General features: G+C 66.3%; 1 protein-coding gene. It reads right to left on the bottom strand.

The genetic code is table 11. From position 1 onward, the window contains the following. A partial coding sequence (locus ON27_RS41650; protein WP_169334540.1) for an ADP-ribosylglycohydrolase family protein occupies positions 1-415 on the bottom strand: 415 nt, incomplete at both ends.

Here is a 415-nt window from a genome sequence, read left to right as displayed (position 1 = left end):
GCGCAGCCTGCGCGGCTGCTCGATCCAGATCTCCGGCGAAATACGCCCCGAGCGGGGCAACCCGCATCGCCGCACCGTTTCCCCATGATCCGCGGCCGCCGAAAACAGCACCTGCCGCGTCGGCCCAGGGGCGGCCGTCGCGAATCTCGTGCAGCACAACCACTGTGCCCGCACCGTAGCCACGATAAGGCTCACATCGGTCAGCGAACACGGCCGCGAGCACGTCGCGGTCGATATGGCCATGGTCGCGGATTTCCGAATACACCGAACAGGCCATCTCGGTGTCGTCGGTCCATTGCCACGGTGGTGCCGGCGGTCGCCCAGCGCGAAGATCGGGTATGGAGCGACCGGGGACAAAGAACTGTGCACCCAGCGCATCACCAACGGACAGACCCTGGAGGCTGTCATACGCGGT

Origin of the sequence: Nocardia asiatica NBRC 100129 (assembly GCF_000308415.1) — a bacterium.
GTDB lineage: Bacteria > Actinomycetota > Actinomycetes > Mycobacteriales > Mycobacteriaceae > Nocardia > Nocardia asiatica.
Note: the sequence above shows the minus strand (reverse complement) of the source record. Positions and strands in the feature narration are given on the sequence as shown.